Origin of the sequence: Streptomyces sp. NPDC127038 (assembly GCF_042725875.1) — a bacterium.
In the GTDB taxonomy this organism is placed as follows: domain Bacteria; phylum Actinomycetota; class Actinomycetes; order Streptomycetales; family Streptomycetaceae; genus Streptomyces.
This window is the reverse complement of record NZ_JBHXDQ010000032.1, coordinates 63,572-84,563: the sequence shown is the minus strand read 5'-3', so window position 1 is coordinate 84,563 and position 20,992 is coordinate 63,572. Positions and strand designations below refer to the sequence as shown.

The window sequence follows — 20,992 nt, the reverse complement described above, 5'->3', positions numbered from 1 at the left end:
CCTCAGTGCCCCCGCCCGGCGGGCGAGGGCCGCGCGGACCGGGTGACGACGAGGTCCGGTTCGCGCGGCCCGGGAGGCAGGCCCGTGTCGACGTCGGCCTGCCGCAGTTCCGCCAGCAACTCGGTCTGCCCCGCGAGCAGTTCGGTGAGGATGCGGCGGGCGGCGCGCAGCAGTTCGGCCACGTCCCCGCCCGCCAGCGCGTAACTGACCGTCGATCCCTCGCGGATGGACACGACGATTCCCGAACGGCGCAGCACCGCCAGCTGCTGGGAGAGGTTGGACGGTTCCACCTCGATCTCGCTCAGCAGGTCGCGCACCGAGACGGGGCCGGTCTGGAGCAGTTCCAGGACGCGGATGCGTACAGGGTGCCCGAGCATGCGGAAGAACTCGGCCTTGGCCTGGTAGAGGGGAACCTGCCTGGTCAAATTCGTTCGCTCCCTGCCGCCTGGGGACGGGCTGTCTCTCCCGCTGGTGCGGTGGTTGTCCGCGCGCCCGAGCGGTGCCTGAAGGACCGATCCTGGCGGCTCCGCCTCCGCATGCCCACGTGATTGACTCGATCTGGATTTACCTAATTGAAGAAGTCTTCAAGTCGTGGGCATGCGAAGGCGCGGAGAACGTGGCTGTCTACACCTCTAGTTCGGCTTCGATGCGTGCGAGCTGGTGGCGGGCCATGGCGAGGTTCGACGTCGCCTTGTTGAGCACCAGGTAGAGGAACAGCCCGTTGCCGTCACGGCCCGTGAGCGGGCGGATCAGGTGGTACTGCTTCTCCAGCGTGATGAGGACGTCCTCGATCTTGCTCTTGAGTCCGAGGTGCTCCATGGTGCGCACCTTGGCCCGCACCACGTCGGTGTTGCCGGCCGCCGCGACGTTCAGGTCGAGATCCTTGCCGCCCCCCAGCGTGCCCAGCGCCATGCCGCTCGTGTAGTCGACGAGGGCCACGCCCAGCGCGCCCTCGATCGACGTCATCGTCTCCTTGAGGGAGATCTCCACATTTGCCATACCGATGCTCCTTCGGGTGACCGCGCGGACGGAGGAGTTCCCGACCGGCCGGTGACCCGGACCCTACGGACCGTCCGGCGTCGGCGGCCGGGTTGTTTCGGGACTGGCGGAAGGAGCATGGAACAGTGCTTCGGGAGGCGTGGAACTGATCGTCCTTGCCCGCCCCGTGATCAAGAATGTCGTCGCGCGGCGAACTCCTCGAACCACGTCAGCATCTCCGGATGGGTGACGGCACCCTGGCTGCTGACCTCGCCGGGGCGGGCGCCCTGGAGGACACGCTTGACCGGGACCTCCAGCTTCTTGCCGGTGAGGGTGCGCGGGACGGCGGGCACGGCCACGATCGCGTCGGGCACGTGGCGCGGGGACAGCCGGCCCCTGATGGCCGAGACGATGTCCCGGCGCAGTCCCTCGTCGAACGCCGTGCCCTCGGCGGGCACGACGAACAGCGGCATGAAGTAGCCGCCGTCGGGCTGTTCGACACCGACGACGAGACTGTCGGCGACGCCGGGGACCTGGTCGACGACGGCGTAGATGTCGGCGGAACCCATGCGTACGCCGGAGCGGTTCAGCGTGGAGTCGGAACGCCCCGCGACGACCACCGACAGGTCGGCGTCGACGGTGACCCAGTCGCCGTGGCGCCAGATCCCGGGGTACGTGTCGAAGTAACTGGCCCGGTAGCGGGTGCCGTCGGCGTCCCCGACGAAGCGCAGCGGCATGGACGGCAGGGGCGCGGTCACCACCAGCTCGCCCTGCTCACCGGTCAGCGGGTTCCCGTCGGGGTCCCAGGAGGCCAGGGCGACACCGAGGGCGGGTGCCTGGATCCGGCCGGCGCGGACGGGCAGCAGCGGGGTGCTGCCCGCGAGGACCGAGCAGACGTCCGTACCGCCGCAGATGGACTGGAGCCGTGTGCCCGGTGCCAGCGCCTCGTGGACCCAGTGCCAGGTGCCCGACGGAAGGGTCGACCCGGTCTGCAGGACGGTCCTGAGCCGGCCGAGCCCGAACGTCCGGGCGGGGCGGGAGTCCGCCTTCTCCGCGGCGGTGAGGTAGGCGGCGCCCAGGCCGAGCACGGTCGCGCCGGTCCGTTCGGCGACCGCCCAGGCGCCGTCCACGTCGGGATACGTCGGGCTGCCGTCGTACAGGACGACGGTGCTGCCGTGCAGCAGCCCGCCGACCAGGAAGTTCCACACCATCCAGCTGGTGGAGGTGATGAAGAGATAGCGGTCGTCGGCGCGCAGGTCGACGCCCAGGCCCAGGGCCTTGAGCAGTTCGACCACGATGCCGCCGTGGCTCTGGACGATCCCCTTCGGGATGCCCGTCGTTCCCGACGACCACAGGATCCACAGCGGGTGGTCGAAGGGCACGTCGGCGAACTCCGGCGGGCCGTCCGCCGCCGGGAGCGCGGACCAGACGTGCTGCTCGACGTCCGTCCGCCGGGACCACGGCTCGGCCGGGGTGCCGAAGAGGCTGTCGACGGCGAGGAGATGGCGGACGGTGGGCAGCCCGTCCGCGAGTTCGGCCACGTCCGGCCGCTTGTCGTAGGTCCTGCCGCCGTAGCGGTAGCCGTCCGCCGCCACCAGGACCGTCGGCTCCGCCTGACGCAGCCGGGCGAGCACGCTGGGCGTGCCGAAGTCCGGGGAGCAGGCCGTCCACACGGCGCCGACGGCGGCCGTGGCCAGCAGCGCCACCACGGTCTGGCGGAGGTTGGGCAGATATCCGGCCACGCGGTCGCCGGGCGTCACGCCCATGGCGCGCAGCGCCGCCGACACATCGGCGACCTGCCGGCGCAGCTCGTCCCAGGAGGTCTCCTCCGGGGTGCCGTCCTCGGTCAGGCAGACGAGCGCGGGGCGGGCGTCCGTCGCCCGGGCGAGGCAGCGTTCGGCGAAGTTCAGCCGGGCGCCGGGAAACCAGTCGGCGCCCGGCATCGAGGCCTGGCCCAGCACCCGGTCGTAGCCGCTGACCGCGTCCAGCCCGTAGAACTCCCACACCGCCGACCAGAATCCGGCGAGGTCGGTGGAGCTCCACCGCCACAGCTCGGCGTAGTCGCGGAAGCGCAGACCCCTGGCCTCGGCCACCCGGTCCATGAAGCGGGCGACGTTGGAGTCCTCCAGCTCGCGGCGACCGGGGGACCAGAGCAGGTCGGTGTCGGTGTTCATCGGATGCCTTCCTGGGCTGGACGCGGCGTTCAGCCGGTTTCGACTTCGCGGAGCAGTTCTTCCGCGCGCGGCCACGGACCGTAGCCGGACGCGGGGTTGAGATGGCCGACCTCGCCCAGTTCCACCAGGGCGGCCCCCCAGTCGCCGGCCAGCGCGGCCACCCGCTCGGCGCTGCCGAGGGGGTCGTCGGCGCTGGCGGCGACGACCGCGGGGAAGGGCAGCGGACTCCGGGGCACCGGTGTCCAGCCCTTCTCGCGGAGCGCCTCGGGGGTCGGATAGCCCTCGGGCAGCGGGGTGTCGAAGTCCGGCGGCGTCGCGAGCAGCGCTCCGCGCACCCGTGCCGTGCTCTGATGGGCCCAGTGGACCGTGGTGATCACCCCGGCGCTGTGCGCGACGAGGACGACCGGGGCCCCGGCCTCGGAGACCACCTTGTCGAGCGCGGCCACGCGGGCCGCGCGGCTCAGCGCGTCCTCGGTGAGCGGCGGGACGGTGCGCACGGTCCGGTCGGCCTCGGCCAGCCGCTCCGCGAGCAGGGTCTGCCAGTGGTCGGCCACGTGGTCGCGCAGGCCCGGGACGATCACGATCACCGGCTCCTCTGCGGGGCTCACGCGGTCACCACCGCGTCCTCGGGCTCCGCCGCGGGGGCGGGGCCGCTCGTCAGGCGGCTCAGGTCACGCTCGTAGAAGTGGCGGCCGACCAGGAACGCGACGGTGGCGGCGAGTGCCGTGAGCGGGATGATCCGCAGGGCGCCGAGCAGTCCCATGCCGTCCGCGAGCGCGCCGGTCACGGCGGGTCCCGGAGCCAGCCCCAGCAGGCTGTTGGCCAGGGTGAGGGTGGCGAAGGCCGTCGCGGAGATGGACGCCGGGGTCAGGTTGGCCACCATGGCGGTCGCGGGCCCCGCGGTGCCGGCCGAGAGCAGGGCTCCGGCGGCCAGGACCGCCAGCTGGAGCGGGCCGGTCGGCAGCCGGAAGGCGGCCATCAGCAGCGCGAGCGAGCCGAGACTGCACGCGATGGCGACCGTCCACTTGCGCAGCGGGAAAGCCCGGCTGATGCGGTCGGAGACGATACCGCCGCCGATCATGCCGACGCCGATGACGAGGATGAAGACACCGGCCGTCGCGCCCGCCTTGGCGGTGGGCATGTCGTAGTAGCGGTTGAAGAAGCTGGGCAGCCAGGCCATCAGCGAGGCGGCGATGAACAGTTGGAGACCGCTGCCGACGTACGCGCTGATCACCGAGACCGAGGAGAACAGCCGCGGCAGCAGCACCCGCAGCCGGCCCCGGACTCCGAGATCGGGCTCCGCGTCCCCGGAACCGGCCTCCGGCGTCAGCTTCTTCTCCGTGACGACGAAGCCGTAGACCACTGCCAGCACCAGGCCGAAGATGCCCATGACCCCGAACGCCCAGCGCCAGCCCAGGTGTTGGGCGACCGCGCCGCCGATCGACACGCCCAGGACCGAACCGAATGCGCCGCCCGCGATGAAGGCACCGGACAGCGTGGCACGCAGGGCGATCGGGAAGATGCTCAGGACGACGGCTATACCGACGCTTCCGTACGCCGCCTCGCCGATGCCGACGAAGAGGCGGCCGACGAACAACTGGCCGTAGTTCGCGGAGACCGCGCAGCCCAGGGTCGCGAGGCTCCACATCCCCGCGGCGAGCAGCAGGCTCTTGACCCGGCCCCAGCGGTCGGCGATCAGCGACATGGGGAAGGTGAACAGACCGACCATGAGGGCGACGACACCGCTGAGCGTGCCGAGCTTCGCGTCCGTGAGCAGCCACTCGCTCTTGAGGTCGGGGAAGACGGCGTTGAGGACCTGCCGTGACATGTAGTCCGACAGCAGCAGGCCGAAACTGAGGGCGAAGACCACCCAGGCATAACGTCGTGACACGGGCCATCCGGACGAGGCGGTCGAGTCCGTCCCGGGGATGGAACCAGCAGTGGTGTGCAACTCCATTGTCATCACCTCACGCGCTGTTGGAGGAAGAGGGCTAGAACGGTCTGTCGCCGACGATGCCCGCGCGCTCCATGCGGCGGACGGCGGGCCAGTAGTCCTGTACGGCGTAGTGCTGGGTGGAGCGGTTGTCCCAGATGGCGACGCTGTTCGGGGTCCAGCGCCAGCGCACCTGGTACTCGGGGATCGCGGCCTGGGCGATCAGATAGTTGAGCAGCAGTCCCGCGCCGGGGGCGAAGTCCTGCCCGAACCGGACGTTCCCGGGGGTGTGGTAGTTGACGAAGTGCGTGGTGAACGCGTTGACGAAGAGGATCTCCTCACCGGTCTCCGGGTGGACGCGCACCACCGGGTGCTCCGCGTCCGGGAACTGCGCCTTGAGGGCGTGCCGCTTCTCCTCGGGCATCACGGCGCCGAAGGTGGCCTCGATGCTGTGCCGGGCCCGCAGCCCCCGGATCTTGGTACGGATCTCCTCGGGCAGCCGCCGGTACGCCTCGGCCATGTTGACCCAGATCGTGTCCCCGCCCACGGGCGGCCCCTCGATGCAGCGCAGCACGGCGCCCATCGCCGGGTTCTCGCGCCACGTGCCGTCCGTGTGCAGGGCGTTCTCGTAGTGCTCGGCCGGGCTGTCCAGGTCCTTGTAGATCCGTACCAGGCCGGGGTGTTCGGGGTCGCTGCCGGCCACCGGGTGGTCCTCCAGCGCGCCGAACCGCTCGGCGAAGGCGACGTGTTCGGCACGGGTGAAGTCCTGGTCGCGCAGGAACAGCACCTTGTACTGGAGCAGCAGGGACTTGATCTCCGCGAAGAGGTCGTCGTCGCGGGCGGCGTCGCCGAGGTTCACGCCGGACAGTTCCGCGCCGATCGAGCAGGTCAGCGGTTCGACCCGGATCGAGCCGCGGTGGTGGGCGCGGACCGGCGCGCCCTCGGGCGGAGCGAGGGTGTGTTCCATGGTGCTTCCTCCTGGTGACAGTGGAGTTGACCGCGGGGGAGTGGTGGGTTCAGAGCACGAAGACGGACGATCCGGTGGTCCCGCCCGCCTCGAGTTCGCGGTGCGCCTGGGCGGCGTCCTCGAGGGAGTAGCGCTGGTTGACCTTGATGTCGATGCGTCCGGAACCGACGTGGTCGAAGAGTTCGCCGGCGAGCTCGGCCCGTTCCGCGGGGTCCGCGATGTAGTCGGCGAGGGCGGGCCGGGTGACGAACAGGGAGCCCTGGACGGCGAGTTGCATGGCGTCGATCGGCGGGACGGGACCGGAGGCGGTGCCGAAGCAGACGAGCAGGCCCCGGCGGCGCAGCGAGGCGAGCGAGGAGGCGTACGTGGTCCTGCCGACGCTGTCGAAGGCGACGGGGACACCGGCGCCGTCGGTGAGTTCGCGCACCCGCTCGGCCACGTTCTCCTGCCGGTAGCGGATGACGTGGTCACAGCCGTGGGCCCGGGCCAGCTCGGCCTTCTCGTCGGTGGAGACGGTGCCGATGACGTTCAGTCCGAGGAGCTTGGCCCACTGGCAGACGATGAGTCCGACGCCGCCCGCCGCCGCGGTGAGCAGGATCGTCTCCCCCTCCTTGAGCGGGTGGATCCTGCGGAGCAGGTACGCGGAGGTCAGACCCCGCATGGTCATCGCCGCCGCGGTCTCGAAGGGGATGCCGTCCGGCAGCCGGATCAGTGAAGCGGCGGGCATGACCCGCTCCGTGCTGTACGCGCCGAGCGGGCTTCCGGTGTACGTGACCCGGTCCCCTTCGGCGAATCCGGTGACGCCCTCGCCCACGGCCTCGATCACGCCCGCCGCCTCGACGCCGAGCCCGGCGGGCAGCGGTGCGGGGTAGAGCCCGGTGCGGAAGTAGGTGTCGGCGAAGTTGAGTCCGACGGCGTGGTGGCGTACCCGGACCTCGCCGGGACCGGGGTCGCCGACGACGACCTCCTCCCAGCTCAGGACCTCGGGACCGCCGGTCTCCTTGAATCGAATGGCGTGGGCCACGGGGGTGCTCCGTTGATCGGTGTCGGGTGGATGGGGAGGGGAGGCGACGCGAGGGGAGGGGGCCGCCGGGGCCGGGGGGTCTGGCCCCGGCGGCCCCGTGGCGGCTCGGGTCAGGTGTCGGCGCACCCGCGGGTCACGCGTCGCGGAACCCTCGGGTCACGCGTCCTGGAACCTTCGGGTGACGTGTCGCGGAACCGGCGGGTCACGCGTCGCGGAACCCTGGGATCACGCGTCGCGGAACCTTGGGATCGCGTTTCGCGGAATCCGAGGGCCACGTGGCGCGGGACCCGCGGATCACGTGGCGCGGAACCTTCGCGTCACGCGTCGCGGAGCATGAACCCGCGTTGTCCGGGGCGGCGGTTCGGCACCATGCCGAGCTGGGCGAGCGTCTCGTCGGTGCTCGCGAAGGTCTCGCCGATCCTGTAGATCTTCCTGGCCTCCGCGCCGGTGGCGATGTCACGGCCGAGGGCCTGCGAGATCTGCACCATCTGCTCGACCTGCTCGACGCTGGACATGCGCTCGCCCTTGCGCCGCCACAGGTTGTCCTCGTTGCCCACGCGGACGTGCACACCGAGCGCGATGCCGATCGCGTTCATGGGCGCCACCGCACGCATCGAGCTCTCGATGGTCAGGACGGCGCCGTCGGGGACGCGGCGCACGAACTCGATCAGGTCGGCGGGGTGCCGGCCGGCGAAACCGCCGCCGATGGCCACGTAGTTGAGGACCAGCGGGCCGGTGTAGACACCGGACCGGATCAGGCGCTCCACGGTTTCGAGCTGCGCGAGGGTCGCGAGCTGGAAGTGCGGCTGGATCCCGCTCGCGCCGAGCCGCTTGAGGTGCTCGAGGTAGAAGTCGGGACCGGCCTCCAGGTACATGTCCCGGTACGCCTTGTAGTAGTCCGGCTTGGCGATCGAGGTGCCTTCGAGATCGTCGTCGGTCATGATCTCGACGATGTTCATCTGACTGGTGTTGATCGCGATGGTGACCTGGTCGGGCTTGGGGTCCAGGTCGGCGAGCATGTGACGGCTGTCGAAGTCGAGCCACTTGGCCTCAGAGCCCTCGCCCTCGGGGGCGAAGGAGATCGACCCGCCGATCTGGAGGACCATGTCCGGCACGGCCTCGCGCAGTCGCCCGATCAGCTCGTTGAACATGGACAGCCGCTTGGAGCCCTTGCCGTCGAGCTCGCGTACGTGGATGTGGAGCACGGTGGCGCCTGCGTTGTAGCAGTCGACTGCCGCCTGCACGTGCTCGTCCATCGTCAGGGGAAGGTCGTCGGCGTCGCCGGGAAGCCATTCGGGCCCGTAGGGGGCGGCCTGGATGACCAGTTTTTCCTGGTTCTCGGGGAAGAGCGAGTCGTCGTGGAAATGCACGGTCCGTCTCCTTCGTCGGATCGGTGATCACTCGCCGGGGGCATCGCCGCGTGCTGTGCGGGCCTGGGGGTTCCGGCGGGGATCGATGCGGGTCACCGGTGACAGCGGGCGCGAGCCGGCCCACTGCGATCGGCCGGTCCGGAGGGAGCCCGGGGGAGTGGTTCGGCTCCCTCCGACGGCCGACCGCGTCTTCTGTGCGGTGGTGCAAAGGTAGGGCCGAGTCCAGGGACGTGCTTGCCGCCAGGGGACAGATGATTTGTCATTTGGGGACATCGGCGGTGCGACGCGTGGTCAGGGGACGCGTGGCCCGTACACCTGTCCCTTCCGTCACGGCCGCCCCCCTGCAAGGGAGTTGACGCGTCGCCGCCTCCGGACCGTTAGAGGGTCCTGCTGCCGCGCCACGCTCGGGGGCTGCATCCGAACTGCTCGCGGAACCACCGTGAGAACCCGCTCAGGGACGAGAACCCCAGCAGGTCGGAGATCTCCGTCAACGACCGCCGGGGATTCGCCACGAACTGCTCGGCGAGATGGCGGCGGGTGACGTTGAGCAGGGAGGAGAACGTCTCGCCCGACTCGGCGAGATGACGGTGGACGGTGCGCCGGTCGACGCCGAGGCTGCGCGCGACCTGTTCGATCGAGCAGCGCCCGGTCGGCAGCAGGACCTCGATCAGCTCGCGCACGCGGTCCGCGGCGGTCGTGTCCTTGGGGACGGCGATCGCGTCGAAGTACTGGCGGGCGTACTCGCGCATCAACGGGTCCGCCATGGCGTTCGGCGCGTCGAGGTCGTCGGCGTAGAACACGATCCCGTCGACCTCGCGGCCGAACTCGACGATGGGCCCGAACGCGTTGCGGTGCGCCGAGGTGTCGGCCGGCGCGGAGTGCCGGAACCACACGGAGAGCGGCTGCCAGCGCGCGTGCAGGAAGTCGCTCAGGATGCGGTGGAACGCGGCGACCGCCAGTTCCGTCGCCTGCCGGGACGCCATCGGCTCACCGAGCCGCAGGTCCACCTTGAGCGTGGCCAGGCCGTCACCCTCGGACAGCCGGGTGTGCAGCACCTCGTTGTACATGTACTGATGGCGGATGAGCAGTTCCAGCGCGCTGCGTACGTCCGGTTCCTCGCGGACGACCAGGCTGATCGGGCCGAGTGTGGAGAAGCGCCGGAACTCCGCGAGCAGCACCCCGAAGGCCTCGTGGCCGGACTCGGCCGCCGACAGTTCCAGCACCTGGACGGCCGCGGTACCGGAGATCCACCGGTCCTGGACGGTGAGGGCGGCGGTGTCCAGGCCCACCCGCTTCAGCAGTGCCTGCGGATCGATCCCCAGGGAGCGGCACAGCTCGACGTAGCCGCTCAGGGCGGCGGTACGGACCAGTGGTCTCATGGGTGCGCTCCAGGGATGTCCCGAAAAGCCAAGTCTCCTGTCCCGCTGCGACAAGCGGGGTGGTGGTCGAGGAACCTAGCATGACGCCGTTCACCGGCCGGGCCCACCAGGGGAGGCCGCTCACCGGCCGGTGAACGCGCGACGGATTGGAGGCGAACATGACAGGACATCCGGACGAGCCGGCGCTCTCCGGGCAGGAGCCGACGTCTCCCGGACCGGGGCGGACCTCGCTCCCGCCATGGCGATGGACACTGTCGGAGGCCCGGATCGCCGAGATCGACTCCGCCCTGCGGGAGGCGCGCCGACGGGACCTGACCCTGCTCAGACTGACGGCCGCGGACTTCCCGCTGCCGGGTCTCGCCGCCGGCCTGGCACAGGTCCGCGAGGCCCTCGAACACGGCCGCGGGTTCGCCGTCGTCCGAGGGATCCCCGTGGAGCGCCTCGGCGAGACCGCCGCGAACACCGTGTTCTGGGGGATCGGCCGGCACCTCGGGCACCCGGTCCCGCAGAACGCCGACGGACTCGTCCTCGGCCACGTCCGGGACACCGGACCAGACCCGGACGATCCCTTCGGACCCGGCCCGGACGACCCCTCCGGGCCCGGCCAGGAAGATTTCTCCGGGCCCGGCCAGGACGCCGCCTCCGTATCTCGCCTGGAGGCCCACTCCGTACGCCACCAGGACGCCCCCTCCCGACCCGGCCCCCGGACCCGGGAAACCCCGGCCTTCCGTACCGACCCCACCGATCTCCTCGCCCTGCTGGCGCTGCGCACGGCCCGCACCGGCGCGCGCGTCCGACTGGCCGGCTCGGCCGCCGTCCACGACGCCGTCCTGGAGCGGCGCCCCGATCTCGCCGAACGCCTCCACCGCACGTACCACTTCGACCGCCGCGGCGAACACGCTCCCGGTGAGCGGCCCTGGACGGCCGCTCCGCTGGTCTCCCGCCACGACGGTCCCGGCGGCGGGCCGAGCACGCGCTACGACCGCGGCCGTATCGAATCCGCCCAGCGCTTCCCCGACGTGCCCCGCCTGGAGCCCGCGGACCGGGAACTCTTCGACCTCCTCGACTCCGTGGCGGCCTCCCCCGAGCACCGCCTCGACCTCGATCTCATGGCCGGGGACCTGCTGCTCGTCAACACCCACCGGGTCCTGCACACCCCTCCGGCCTTCGGGGAGCACCGGCCGCCGGACCGTTCAGGCCATCTGCTGCGCCTGTGGCTGGCCTTTCCGGGGAGACCCGGTGGCCAGGACGCACCCCCGTGGGTCACGCTTCGCGATGTGATCCGACCGCGCGCCACCGCCGCGCCCCGCGCGACGAACCCAAGGAGAAACCCGGCATGACCAACCTCGTCACCCTGCTGGCCGCCACCGTCGCCGCCCACGGCGAGCGCGTCGCCGTCCGCCACGACGACAGCACGCTCACCTACGCCGAACTCGACGACGCCAGTGCCCGGGTGGCCGCGCTGCTGCGCGACCGCGGTCTGACGCCGGGCGACCGGGTCGCCCTGACCATGCCCAACGTCCCGCTGTTCCCGGTCCTCTATTACGGCATCCTGCGCGCTGGCGGCGTCGTCGTCCCGATGAACCCGCTCCTCAAGGCCCGTGAGGTCGCCTTCGCCCTGCGCGACTGCGGGGCGCGGATCGCCCTGGTCTTCCCGCTGTTCGCCGAGGAGGTGACGAAGGCCGCCGCCGAGACGGGCACCGACTGCCTGGTCACCGACCCCGGGACCTTCGACGCCCTGCTGCGCGGCCTCGAACCCCTGCGCGAGACCCCGGACCGCGCCGACGACGATCCCGCCCTCATCCTCTACACCTCGGGCACCACGGGAACCCCCAAGGGCGCCGAGCTGTCCCACCGGAACCTCGCCCGCAACACGCTCACCACGGCCGAGACCCTCCTCCAGGTCGGACCGGACGACGTCCTCTTCGGCGGCCTGCCCCTCTTCCACGCCTTCGGCCAGACCTGCGCGCTCAACGTGGCCGTCGCGACCGGAGCCACGCTGACCCTGCTGCCCCGGTTCGACCCGCGCGGCGCGCTGGAGGTCGTCGCCCGGGACAAGGTCACCGTCTTCCTCGGAGTGCCGACGATGTACGCGGCCCTGCTGCACGCCGACCTTCCGGACGGCTTCGACCCCGGTCTGCTGCGCCTGGCCGTCTCGGGCGGGGCCGCGCTTCCGGTCGAGGTCCTGCACGGATTCGAGCGGCGCTTCGGTGCCGCCGTCCTGGAGGGCTACGGACTGTCCGAGACCTCACCGGTCGCCGCGTTCAACCACCCGGACCGCCCCCGCAAGGCGGGCTCGATCGGTGTGCCCATCCGCGGGGTCGAGATGCGGCTCGTCACCGAGGACGGCGGTGCGGCCGCACCCGGAGAGGTCGGCGAGATCGCCATCCGCGGCGAGAACGTCATGACCGGCTACTGGAACCGCCCGGACGCCACCGCGGAGGCGATCCGCGACGGCTGGTTCCACAGCGGGGACCTGGCCCGCGTCGACGAGGACGGCTTCTACTTCATCGTCGACCGTAAGAAGGACATGATCATCCGCGGCGGCTACAACGTCTACCCGCGCGAGATCGAGGAGGTGCTGTACGAGCACCCCGCCGTCGCCGAGGCCGCCGTCGTGGGGGTGCCGCACCCCCTGCACGGCGAGGAGGTCGCGGCCGTCGTGACCCTCAGGCCCGGGGCGCAGGCGACGGCCGAGGAGATCCGCGCCCACGCCAAGGAGCGGGTCGCCGCGTACAAGTACCCCCGGATCGTCGAGGTCGCGGCCGAGCTACCCAAGGGCCCCACGGGCAAGATCCTCAAGCGCGAGATCGTGGTCGGGGGCAGCTGAACCGGACCGCGGGGGAGCGCCCGGTGACGGTGGCGGCGACCCCGCGCCGTCACCGTTCCCGCGGCCGGGGCCGCGGTCCCGCGAGGATCAGGCTCTCGACCCTCTCGTACACCCCGCGCTCCCGGTCGGCCGTGCGGCGCCCGGACAGGACGCTGCCGAGCCAGCCGAACGCGAACCCCAGCGGGATCGACACCAGCCCCGTGGTGGTGAACGGGAACCAGTTGAAGTCGGTGCCGGGGAACGCGGACGTCGGGGAGCCCGACACCAGCCGGGTGCCCGGCATCAGGATCAGCACGGCGAGGGTGCCGCCGATGAGGGTGCTCAGCAGACCGGCACGGGTGAAGCGCCGCCAGAACAGGCTGTAGACCAGGGCCGGCGCGATCGCCGAGGCACCCACGCAGAAGGACATGGTGGCCAGCGGCTGGAGGGACCGGTTCTGTACGACGACCGCGAGGGCGATCACGGGCGCGCCGACGACCAGCGCCGAGACGCGGGCGAAACCGGTCTCGCGCTGGGACGACATGGCCGTGCCGCGGCCCGCGAAGACGTCGTGGGCCAGCGAGTTGGCGCACGCGAGGGTCATCCCGGCGACCGAGGCGAGCAGGGTGAGGAAGATCGCCGTGGTGACGGTGGTGAACACCAGGGTCTCCGCCCGGGACACCACGGGGCCGAACGCGGCACGTGAGCCCAGCAGATAGGCGGTGTGCCCGCGCGGATCGGCCGCGGTGACACCGGCCCGGCCGATCAGCGCCGTGGCGCCGATGGCGACAACTCCCGCCAGCAGCATGAACAACGCCACCGAGGACACCGCCCAGGACATCGAACGCCGCACCTGGCGGGCGCTGTTGGCGGTGAACATCCGCATGGTCACATGCGGCAGACAGGCCCCGCCCAGCACGATCGCGAACTGGGTGCTGATCATGTCGAGCCGGGGATGCGGGCCGCCGGCGAACTCCAGTCCGCCGTGCAGGAACGCGTCGGGTGAGCCACTGCGCCGGGCGGCCGCGGTGAACAGCGCCCCGGGGTTCCAGTGGAACCGGCTGAGGATCAGCAGCGCGACGACGATTCCGGAACCGAGGAGCGCGACCATCTTCAGGAGCTGGATCAAGGCGGTGCCCCGCATACCGCCGATGGCCGCGTAGGTGATCATCAGAGCGCCGACCCCGACGATGCAGCCCGTCTTCATGGAACTGTCGGTGAAGCCCAGGATGAACGCCAGCAGCTGGCCCGTGCTGGCGAGTTGGACGAGCATCATCGGGACGAGAGCGGCGATCGTGACCGCGCACCCGGTGATCCGCACGGAACGTCCGGGCATTCGGCGGGCCAGCACGTCGCCCATGGTGAACTTGCCCGTGTTCCGCAGGGGTTCGGCCAGCAGGAACATCAGGACCAGCAGCGAGAGCAGGGTGCTCAGGGCCAGGACGACCCCGTCGAAACCGCACAGCGCGATCACGCCGCCGATGGTCAGGACGGTCGCCGCGGAGATGTAGTCGCCGGCGATGGCGAGTCCGTTGCGCAGCGGGGAGAGCGAGCGGTATCCGGTGTAGAACTCGGCGAGGTCGTCACTGTCGGGGCCCGTCAGCACGCAGAGCAGCAGGGTGACCGTGACGGCGACGGAGAAGGCGACGAGGGACCAGGACTGGGTGGAACCGGAGAAGGCGCTCACCGCTGCCGCTCCTGCTCGCCACCGGCCCACGGGACACTCCGGTTCACGCGGCGGGCGAGCGGGTCGACATAGCGGCGGGCGGTGCGCTCGTAGACGAGCACGGCGAGCCAGGTGGCGGGGATCTGGGCGAGGGCGATCACCAGACCGGTCGAGAGACCTGGGGTGACGGGACGGTCCATCAGGGTGGGACAGCCGGCGCAGAGGCCGAGGAAGACGGTGAAACAGCCGAGCACCGCGAAGGTGGTCACGCGCCGCTGGCGGCGGTAGGCGCGGCGCAGGATTCGCAGATCGCGGTGGTGCCCGGTCCAGGCGCGGGGTGCTGCCCCGCCGCGTAAGGGTTCCGCCGCGGCCGGGTCGGGGACGTGGTCGGCGAAGGAGCTGTGGTGTCCCCGGGGCGGTCGCTCGGGCCCTGGGGCGGAGCTGTCGTACGACATGCCGGTCTCCTCGTGGGGTAGGGGCCCGGCGTGCGCGGACCGCGGGACAGTGGGGACGGCTCGGGTCCTGGGACGGACACGCCCTCGCACGCTATGCGGCTCGTAGGTGTGTGCGAAGGGCTTTCCTTCAACTACCTGATGGGAACGTGTCCAGGCCGCTGACCTCGACCGTTGTCGGAGAAACCGCTGTTGCGCCCGGGTCCGGAGTGAGGCCTGTGGCGTCGGCGGGTCCGCCCGGGCGGCCGGGTCCCCGGTACGCGCGGGCGGCTGCCGTACGGGGTGCGTCGCGGCCGTACGGCTTCAGGGGGAGTCGCTCAGTTCGTTCAGCGGTGTCCCGTGCGCCCACCGGCGCAGACACGAACCGTCGATCAGACGCACACCGCCCTGTCTCCGCGCCCACTGGACGTCACGCCGGGTGAAGGTTCCGCGGTGCACCACGAGGCGCAGCGGAGGGCCGGGGCCGCCCGGGCGTCCGGACCGCGGGGGCGTGTCCTCGTCGGGCAGCGGTTCCGCCACGGGCCGGAAGGCGACCTCCAGGCGCTGCCCGTGTCCGTCCCGCGCGCGGACCCGGACGCGGTTCTCCGCCCTGCGGGGCGGGACCACGCGCCAGCCGTCCCGGCGCAGCATCCGGGAGACGGCCAGGGCCAGTCCCTGGGTGTCGAGATCCGCCAGTTCCTCGGGTGTGTAGATGCCGAGGCGGCGGCGGGCGGTCGGACGGCTGCGCCGTATCGCGGCGGGCGTGGCGACGGCGAGCACGGCCAGCGCGCCGACGGGAACGGCGATGCCCGCCACGCGGTATCCGACGGCGAGCCCCGCGACGACCGCGCAGATCAGGACGACGACCGCCGCGAGGGCGGGCAGTACTTCTCGAAGTGCGGGCCCGTAGGCCCCTTCCGCACGCAGCCGGCGCACGGCCGACCGTCGTCGCGCGCGACCCGACGGGCGTCGCGCGGGTGTCCGCCCCCACCAACTCACCCGGGCCAGCTCCCCCCAACCCTGACGCGCTTCCGCGTGTCCGGGAAGGGCTACCCCTCGCGGCGGGGCAGGTCCCCTGGTGTACGGGATCCGGCCATGAATCCGGCTGAACCCTTTCGGGGGGCCGCGACGCGTGGGGCCCGATCGGCCGTGGTGGCGGCGGGGCCGGATGCGGCGGGCCGCCCGGCGGGGTGCGGCGGGGCCGCGGGTGTGGCGGGCCGCCCGGCGGGGGCGGCGGGTTCGTCACCCGCCGCCCTCACCTGCCGGTGTCCGCGGGAGGGACCCGGCCGGGTGCCGGTCCGCTCAGACGGTGCCGCTCTTGGAGACGACGATCTTCTTGGAGGTGGTGCCGGAACCGCTGCCGAGCGCCTCGATGGCCTTCACCACGTCCATGCCCTCGACGACCTCGCCGAAGACGACGTGCTTGCCGTCCAGCCAGTCGGTGACGATGGTGGTGATGAAGAACTGCGAGCCGTTGGTGTTCGGGCCCGCGTTGGCCATGGACAGCAGGCCCGGCTTGGTGTGCTTGAGCTTGAAGTTCTCGTCGGCGAACTTCTCGCCGTAGATGCTCTTGCCGCCGGTGCCGTTCTGGCGCGTGAAGTCGCCGCCCTGGAGCATGAACTTCGGGATGACACGGTGGAACGGCGAGCCCTCGTAACCGAAACCGTGCTGGCCGGTGGCGAGCTCACGGAAGTTCTGCGCGGTCTTCGGGACGACGTCGTCGTAGAGCTTGAACTCGATGCGGCCCAGCGGCTCGCCGTCCGCGGTGACCTCGAAAAAGACGTTCTGGCTCATTGCTCTGCTCCTCATGGGTACGAAAGGTTCGCCCCCGAGCATAGAGAAGCGGAAGGGGTGGATGCGTGACCGGGGGTGATCGTCCGGCGCGTGGCCGGTGAGCGGCGAACGAGCCCCCGCCGACGCCGGTGGCCGTGAAGACGTGCAGGACGGAAGCGTGCCGGGCCCGCCCTGGCGGGTTCGCGACCGCACACGGAAAGCCCCTGCGGAACGCCTCCGGCCCCCGGCGCGATGCGCGGCGGGGGCCGGACGGAGCACGGTCGGTCACCGGTGGACCGACGCCCCCGGCTATTCCACCTTCGCCCAGTCGAGCGTGCGTTCCACCGCCTTCTTCCAGTCCGCGTACCCCTGCTGACGCCGGTCCTCGGACCACTGGGGCTCCCAGCGCCTGGATTCCTGCCAGTGGGTGCGCAGTTCCTCGGTGTCCTTCCAGAACCCGGTGGCCAGACCGGCCGCGTACGAGGCGCCGAGCGCGGTGGTCTCGGCGACGACCGGACGGCTGACGGGTACGCCGAGGACATCGGCCTGGATCTGCATGCACAGGTCGTTGGCGGTCACACCGCCGTCGACCTTCAGTACGTCCAGATGGACCCCGGAGTCCTGTTCCATCGCTTCGACGACATCGCGGCTCTGGTAGCAGATCGCCTCCAGCGTGGCGCGGGCCAGATGGGCGTTGCTGTTGTACCGGGCGAGTCCGACGATCGCTCCGCGGGCGTCGGAACGCCAGTACGGGGCGAACAGCCCGGAGAACGCCGGCACGAAGTACATGCCTCCGTTGTCCTCCACCGAGCGGGCCAGCCTCTCGCTCTCGGCCGCGTCCTTGATGATCTTCATCTGGTCCCGCAGCCACTGCACCGCGGATCCGGTGACCGCGATGGAACCCTCCAGCGCGTAGACGGCGGGTTCGCCGCCGAACCGGTAGGCCACGGTGGTCAGCAGGCCGTGCTGCGAACGGACCAGTTCCGTACCGGTGTTGAGGACCAGGAAGTTGCCGGTGCCGTACGTGTTCTTGGCCTCGCCCGGCGCGTAGCAGACCTGTCCGACGGTGGCCGCCTGCTGGTCGCCGAGGACCCCGGTGATGGGGATGGCTGCGCGCAGCGGCCGGGAGGTGCGCGCCGTGCCGTACGCCTCGCGGTCGGACGAGGGGTTGATGCTGGGCAGCATGGCCCTCGGCACGCCGAAGAAGCCCAGCAGTTCGTCGTCCCAGTCGAGGGTTTCGAGGTCCATCAGCATGGTGCGGCTGGCGTTGGTCACGTCGGTGGCGTGGATGCCGCCGTCGGGACCTCCGGTCAGGTTCCACAGGACCCAGGCGTCCGTGTTGCCGAACAGGGCGTGGCCCTGCTCCGCGGCCTCGCGGACCCCGTCGACGTTCTCCAGGATCCACTGGATCTTGCCGCCGGAGAAGTACGTCGCCGGGGGCAGCCCCGCCTTGCGGCGGATGACGTCGCCCTGCCCGGAACGCTCCAGGGCCGCGGCGATGGAGTCGGTGCGGGTGTCCTGCCAGACGATGGCGTTGTAGTAGGGACGTCCGTTGCGCGGGTCCCAGACGACGGTCGTCTCCCGCTGGTTGGTGATGCCGATCGCCGCGAGGTCCTCGGCGGTCAGGTTCTTGTGCCGCAGGGCGTTCTGGATCACGGAGTTGGTGCGTTCCCAGATCTCCACCGGGTCGTGCTCGACCCATCCGGAGCGCGGAAGGATCTGGGCGTGTTCCAGTTGGTGCTTCGCCACCTCGTTGCCCGCGTGGTCGAAGATCATGAATCGGGTGCTGGTGGTCCCCTGGTCCACCGCGCCCACGAAGTCAGCCATGAGTTGCCGCCTCTGCCGGGTGTGTCAGGCCTCGGGAACCGGGATGCGTCCCGGGGGCTCGGGCTCAGCGGTCGGCAGGAACCGGCCGATGAAGAACTTGTACATGCCTGCGCCGAGCACGCCGCCGATCAGCGGACCGATGATCGGTACCCAGAAGTAGAAGTTCCCGTACTGATCTCGCCATGCCCCTCCGTATCCCGTGAGGAAGCTGGCCAGCCGCGGCCCGAAGTCGCGTGCGGGGTTGATCGCGTAGCCCGCGTTGGTGCCCCAGGCCATACCGATGCCGACGACCAGCAGGCCGATGACGAACGGGGCCAGGTTCGCGCCGGGCGGGGTGTTCAGCAGGTCGGTGATCGCCATGATCACCAGGAGCAGGATGGCCGTGCCGATGATCTGGTCGCGGAACGCGCCCCACTCGTGGACCGGCAGGTTCGGATTGCCGTTGGCGGGCAGCGTGGAGAACACGCCCTGCGTCTTGATGGTGTGTCCGGGGTCCGCCTTCGCCAGGGCCTCGGTGTAGTTCCAGCGCACGATCATGGCCGCCACGAAGGCGCCTATGGTCTGGGCCACCACATAGGGAGCCACCTTGCGCCACGGGAAACCCCTGAACGTGGCGAGTGCCACCGTCACCGCGGGGTTGAGGTGGGCGCCGCTCAGCCGTGCCGCGACGTAGACGCCCATGGTGACGCCGATACCCCAGGCCCAGGCGATGCTGTCGTGGTTTCCCAGACCGCCCGGCGGCGTCGTGAGTGCTCCGCCGGCGACCACCTGGGCCACCACGCCGCACCCGAACAGGATGAGAATCATCGTGCCGAGGAACTCACCGGACAACTCTCCGATCAGCCCCGACCGCTTGAACCGCTCAGTCATGGAAGCCCGCTTCCCGCCGGTCCAGGACCGGCTGTTGACCGCCGCCCGAGCCCTCCCTCCCCTCAGAATAGGATGATCAAGGGCAATTTGCATTAAAAGTGAACTATCGTCTTTTCTCCGTCATGCCCGGAATCGGATGCGTTGAAGCGACGGGGAACGGCGGCTTGCGTGCCGGACGGGCCGGACCGTGAGGTCGTCACGCGGGCACCGTGACGATGCCGAGCGGCTCGCTCGTCGGCTGACGCGAACCGCCCGCGGGCTCGGCCGTGATGCCCACGGCGCTGACGCCCTCAAGGGATCCGCGGAGCAGCCGGGCGTGCCCGCCGCCGGTGCCGGGGAGCAGACCGGCCGGCCGGAGGTCACCGGACTTGGCCGCGTACCAGAGTTCGTAGACCTGATCGTGCGCCAGGCGCGGCAGGTCCGAGGCGACGAAGGCCGCCCGGCCCTGGGAGCGTGAGGCGACCACCGCGATGTCGGCCCCGTTGTCCAGCTTCCGGGTGCTGACCGTGGCGTCCCGTGCCGTCAGGAGGTCGGTGAGGGCGGCGGCCTGCGCCTGTCTGACGGTGGCTTCGGCGCGTGCGTCGTCCGCCCGGGTGTGCTGCCAGGCGGCGATCCCGCCGAGCGCGGCCGCGAGGGCCAGACATGCGGCGAGGGCCGCGCGCAGGGCCCGGTGGCGGACCGGCAGGGCGCGCGGCAGGTGTTCCTGGCGGGTCCGGGCGATCTGTTCGAGGACGCGCCCGCGCAGCTCGGGGGAGGGGGCCGCGTCCTGGACGGAGGCCATCCGCAGCGTGGCCCCGGACAGCTCCGCCACCTCGTCCCGGCAGGCCGCGCAGCCCGCCAGGTGGTTCTCGAAGGAGGCTTCCTCGGCCGCCGGCAGCGCGTGCAGGACGTAGGCGCCGACGAGCTCGTGCGGGTCCTCGGCGGCCGTCACGGGCCGGCCTCCAGGCATCTGCGGAGCAGACGCAGCCCCGAGCGCATCCTGGACTTCACGGTGCCCGCCGGGGTGGCCAGGCAGGCGGCCACCTCCAGATACGTCATGCCCTGGTAGTAGGCGAGCACCAGTGGCACGCGCTGATGCCGTTCCAGGCCGGCGAGGCAGCGCTGCACGCGGTCGTGGTCCTCGTGGAGCTCCACGGCCTCGGCCACCTCGTCGAAGGGGCGGTCCTCCGCGAGCAGGGCGCTGCGCCGCTCCCGGTCCGTGCTCGCCTGGACCTGCCGGACCCGGTCGACGGCCCGTCGGTGTGCGAGCGTGAGGACCCATCCCCGGGCGCCGCCGAGTTCGGGGCGATAGCGGTCGGCGGTCCGCCAGATCTCCACCATCACGTCCTGCGTCACCTCCTCGGCCTGCGCCTCGTCCCGCAGTACGCGGCGGATCAGGCCCTTGACCGGGCGCGCGAGGGTGTCGTACACGTCGGCGAACGCGTCCTGGTCACCCTGCGCGGCGCGTTCGAGCCGGGCGTCCAGCCACGTTTCCGCCGGTGGGCGCCGTCGCGAACCGTGTCCGTCCTGGCCGGTCTTGGGCATCGCTCACAGAATCCGTCCGTCGCTCCCGGCGTGTATTCGTAGCCGTCCCGGCCCTCGGATGAGCCGGGGGTGCCGCGAAATCCCCCTGCGGGGTGACGGGGCCGGCATCCGGGGAGCCGGGCCCGGACGGTCTGCCGGCGACTCGGAGCGGTCGCCCGAAGGTGCGGACCCGTCACCCGGGATCCCGGACGGGTCTCCTGAAAACTCGTACCGAAAACTTACCCAGGTCTATCCTCATACGTACCTTTTGTCACTCCGAATGACTTA

The 20,992-nt window shown here is 71.2% G+C and carries 19 protein-coding genes; 2 read left to right on the top strand and 17 right to left on the bottom strand.

Annotation, left to right across the window (positions count from 1 at the left end; genetic code table 11):
* Nucleotides 1-2 precede the first annotated feature (2 nt).
* The 9 genes from ACFWI4_RS22445 to ACFWI4_RS22405 all read right to left on the bottom strand — a co-directional run bounded on the left by ACFWI4_RS22445 (nt 3) and on the right by ACFWI4_RS22405 (nt 9,825).
* Entirely contained in the window at nt 3-377 is a 375-nt protein-coding gene (locus ACFWI4_RS22445; RefSeq protein WP_385404235.1) for an ArsR/SmtB family transcription factor, read from the bottom strand.
* 247 nt (nt 378-624) lie between these two features.
* Nucleotides 625-999, bottom strand: a complete 375-nt coding sequence (locus tag ACFWI4_RS22440) for a hypothetical protein (protein WP_339127370.1) — start codon at nt 997-999, stop codon at nt 625-627.
* A gap of 170 nt (nt 1,000-1,169) precedes the next feature.
* Entirely contained in the window at nt 1,170-3,152 is a 1,983-nt protein-coding gene (locus ACFWI4_RS22435; RefSeq protein WP_387198949.1) for an acetoacetate--CoA ligase, read from the bottom strand.
* Nucleotides 3,153-3,181: 29 nt separating this feature from the next.
* Entirely contained in the window at nt 3,182-3,760 is a 579-nt protein-coding gene (locus ACFWI4_RS22430; protein ID WP_387198946.1) for an RBBP9/YdeN family alpha/beta hydrolase, read from the bottom strand.
* Nucleotides 3,757-5,043 (bottom strand): MFS transporter, encoded by a 1,287-nt coding sequence (locus ACFWI4_RS22425; protein ID WP_387198944.1) that lies wholly within the window; start codon nt 5,041-5,043, stop codon nt 3,757-3,759. Before ACFWI4_RS22425 ends, ACFWI4_RS22430 begins: the two co-directional genes overlap by 4 nt.
* Before the next feature lie 100 nt (nt 5,044-5,143).
* Entirely contained in the window at nt 5,144-6,052 is a 909-nt protein-coding gene (locus tag ACFWI4_RS22420) for a TauD/TfdA dioxygenase family protein (RefSeq protein ID WP_385404114.1), read from the bottom strand.
* A 49-nt stretch (nt 6,053-6,101) separates the two neighbouring features.
* Nucleotides 6,102-7,076 carry a quinone oxidoreductase family protein gene (locus ACFWI4_RS22415; protein ID WP_387198941.1) on the bottom strand — a complete coding sequence of 325 codons (975 nt, stop codon included), beginning with the start codon at nt 7,074-7,076 and terminating at the stop codon, nt 6,102-6,104.
* A gap of 317 nt (nt 7,077-7,393) precedes the next feature.
* Nucleotides 7,394-8,446, bottom strand: coding sequence for a 3-keto-5-aminohexanoate cleavage protein (locus ACFWI4_RS22410; protein WP_385404110.1), 1,053 nt, complete (start codon nt 8,444-8,446; stop codon nt 7,394-7,396).
* Between the two features lie 377 nt (nt 8,447-8,823).
* A complete protein-coding gene (locus tag ACFWI4_RS22405) occupies nt 8,824-9,825 on the bottom strand; it encodes an AraC family transcriptional regulator (RefSeq protein WP_387198938.1) in 1,002 nt (333 codons plus the stop codon).
* Nucleotides 9,826-9,983: 158 nt separating this feature from the next.
* On the opposite strand from ACFWI4_RS22405, the gene ACFWI4_RS22400 reads away from it, so the two are divergent.
* Together ACFWI4_RS22400 and ACFWI4_RS22395 are read left to right on the top strand one after the other, a co-directional pair.
* Complete coding sequence (locus ACFWI4_RS22400; RefSeq protein WP_387198935.1) at nt 9,984-11,165, top strand: TauD/TfdA family dioxygenase; 1,182 nt, start codon at nt 9,984-9,986, stop codon at nt 11,163-11,165.
* Nucleotides 11,162-12,655 carry a long-chain fatty acid--CoA ligase gene (locus ACFWI4_RS22395; protein WP_387198932.1) on the top strand — a complete coding sequence of 498 codons (1,494 nt, stop codon included), beginning with the start codon at nt 11,162-11,164 and terminating at the stop codon, nt 12,653-12,655. Before ACFWI4_RS22400 ends, ACFWI4_RS22395 begins: the two co-directional genes overlap by 4 nt.
* A gap of 49 nt (nt 12,656-12,704) precedes the next feature.
* Here ACFWI4_RS22395 and ACFWI4_RS22390 read toward each other — a convergent pair whose 3' ends face one another.
* The 8 genes from ACFWI4_RS22390 to sigK all read right to left on the bottom strand — a co-directional run bounded on the left by ACFWI4_RS22390 (nt 12,705) and on the right by sigK (nt 20,725).
* The gene (locus ACFWI4_RS22390; protein WP_387198929.1) at nt 12,705-14,321 is read right to left on the bottom strand and encodes a cation acetate symporter; all 1,617 of its coding nucleotides are present in this window, start codon (nt 14,319-14,321) and stop codon (nt 12,705-12,707) included.
* Nucleotides 14,318-14,755, bottom strand: a complete 438-nt coding sequence (locus ACFWI4_RS22385) for a DUF485 domain-containing protein (RefSeq protein ID WP_387198926.1) — start codon at nt 14,753-14,755, stop codon at nt 14,318-14,320. Before ACFWI4_RS22385 ends, ACFWI4_RS22390 begins: the two co-directional genes overlap by 4 nt.
* A 300-nt stretch (nt 14,756-15,055) precedes the next feature.
* Complete coding sequence (locus ACFWI4_RS22380) at nt 15,056-15,667, bottom strand: hypothetical protein (protein WP_387198923.1); 612 nt, start codon at nt 15,665-15,667, stop codon at nt 15,056-15,058.
* 366 nt (nt 15,668-16,033) lie between these two features.
* A complete protein-coding gene (locus tag ACFWI4_RS22375) occupies nt 16,034-16,525 on the bottom strand; it encodes a peptidylprolyl isomerase (protein WP_387198920.1) in 492 nt (163 codons plus the stop codon).
* Nucleotides 16,526-16,813: 288 nt separating this feature from the next.
* The gene (glpK, locus tag ACFWI4_RS22370) at nt 16,814-18,331 is read right to left on the bottom strand and encodes a glycerol kinase GlpK (protein ID WP_387198917.1); all 1,518 of its coding nucleotides are present in this window, start codon (nt 18,329-18,331) and stop codon (nt 16,814-16,816) included.
* 24 nt (nt 18,332-18,355) lie between these two features.
* Entirely contained in the window at nt 18,356-19,201 is an 846-nt protein-coding gene (locus ACFWI4_RS22365; protein ID WP_385404085.1) for an MIP/aquaporin family protein, read from the bottom strand.
* Between the two features lie 196 nt (nt 19,202-19,397).
* Nucleotides 19,398-20,132: an anti-sigma factor domain-containing protein gene (locus ACFWI4_RS22360; protein WP_387198914.1), complete on the bottom strand. Its 735-nt coding sequence runs from the start codon at nt 20,130-20,132 to the stop codon at nt 19,398-19,400.
* Nucleotides 20,129-20,725, bottom strand: a complete 597-nt coding sequence (sigK, locus tag ACFWI4_RS22355; protein ID WP_387198911.1) for an ECF RNA polymerase sigma factor SigK — start codon at nt 20,723-20,725, stop codon at nt 20,129-20,131. The genes ACFWI4_RS22360 and sigK overlap by 4 nt, the downstream gene beginning before the upstream one ends.
* Nucleotides 20,726-20,992 lie beyond the last annotated feature (267 nt).